This is a genomic window from Knoellia koreensis (assembly GCF_013041615.1).
GTDB classification, from domain to species: domain Bacteria; phylum Actinomycetota; class Actinomycetes; order Actinomycetales; family Dermatophilaceae; genus Pedococcus; species Pedococcus koreensis.
Map to the genome: position 1 here is coordinate 1 of NZ_JABEPQ010000013.1, position 1,585 is coordinate 1,585.

Genomic DNA, 1,585 nt, shown 5'->3' on the forward strand with positions numbered 1-1,585 from the left:
CCTTCCGCGTCAGAGTTAATACACCAGAGCCCGGCTGAAACACCCAACCAGGAGACGGCTACGTTTCGTCCGTTTCGAAAGGTTGGAGTAGATGACAGAGCCCAAACCCAAGCCCGGGTTGCAGCAGTCGAGGAGCAAGCCGAGGAAGCGGTTGGCGCCTTCGGAGAAGTACGAGCTGTTCGTGCAGGTGTTGACCCAGCAGTCGACCCAGCGGGAGGCTGCGGAGAAGTTCGGGGTCGACCGGTCGACGGTGATCCACGTGTGCAAGACCGCGAAGCAGGGCGCCTTGGACGCGTTGGCGGCGTCGGTGCCGGGACGGCCCGGTGGCCGGGGCAAGAGCGCCGAGCAGATCGAGCTGGAGCAAGCGCAGGCCGAGATCGAACGGCTGCGGGCCACCATCACCGAGCAGGCCGTGGAGCTGCACCTGCACAAGGGAAAATCGCGTTGGGACTGACCGCCGGCCCGGTCCCGTCGCGGGTGGACGCCGATGTCAAGGCCGGACTGCTCGCCCTGGTCGACCACGCCGCCCGCGAGGGCGGCTGGTCGCTGCGACGCAGCGCATCGACGCTGGGAGTGGACCATGCGCGGGTGCTGCGCTGGCAGGCCCGTGCGGTCCTGGGGCGGCTCGCCGACGCCAAGCCTGGGCCGTTGGAGGCGCCGCACGCGCTGCTCGATCATGAGAGGGCAGCGATCCTCAAGATCGCCGAGGAGTGGGCCGAGGTCGACCGGTCGCACCGCAAGCTCGCGCACCGCGGATCGCGCCTGGGAGCCTTCTACGCCTCGGAATCCACGGTTCTGCGGGTCTTGGTCGACCACGGCGTGCATCTGCCCGAGCCGGCCCCCCGGGAGCGCGGGAAGAGACGCCCGTGGCCGGAATGGGCCGAGCTGGTTCCGGGGGTGATCTGGATCTACGACTTCACCCACTTCCGCGCCTCCCAGCGGTGCGCGGTCGCGGTCCTCGACGTCGTCTCGCGGTACTGGCTGGCCACCGTGGTCTCGGCCGAGGAGACCTCCACCCAGGTCGAGGTCGCCTTCACCCGCGCCCTGGTCGCCGACGGCAAGGAGCACCTGCTCGACCAGCCCCTGCTCGAGGAGCTCGCCCACGGCATCGTCCCCGACGATGACGACCGTGTCCCGGTGCTCCTCGCCGTCTCCGACAACGGACCTCAGATGACGTCGAAGGCGACCGCGGTCTTCCTCGCCGGAGCCCGGATCGCCCAGCACTTCGGCAGACCCTCCACGCCCAACGACCAGGCCTGGGTCGAGTCGTTCTTCGGGCACCTCAAAGGCGAGTGGCCCCACCTGGACAAGATCGCCGACGCCGGCGACCTGGAAGCCGAACTCGACCGGCTCCGGACCCACTACAACACCGTCCGGCTCCACGAAGGCATCGGCTACGTCACTCCCGACGACGAGCACCACGGCCGAGGTCAAGCCCTCCGAGACGCTCGCCGCGCCGGCCTCGACAACGCCCGGCGTGCCCGACTTGCCACCCGCCGAGAACACCGCCAGGATCACCCATGAGCACCGCCTCCTGGCTGGGTATTTCAACCGCCAACTGGTGCATTTACTCAGACGCACCTCG

General features: G+C 68.8%; 2 protein-coding genes. Both read left to right on the forward strand.

What is annotated here, in order from left to right; all coding sequences use genetic code 11:
• Positions 1–91 precede the first annotated feature (91 nt).
• A complete protein-coding gene (locus HJG52_RS20300) occupies positions 92–454 on the forward strand; it encodes a helix-turn-helix domain-containing protein (protein ID WP_206071204.1) in 363 nt (120 codons plus the stop codon).
• Positions 445–1,524: an integrase core domain-containing protein gene (locus HJG52_RS20305; protein ID WP_171245447.1), complete on the forward strand. Its 1,080-nt coding sequence runs from the start codon at positions 445–447 to the stop codon at positions 1,522–1,524. The genes HJG52_RS20300 and HJG52_RS20305 overlap by 10 nt, the downstream gene beginning before the upstream one ends.
• Positions 1,525–1,585 lie beyond the last annotated feature (61 nt).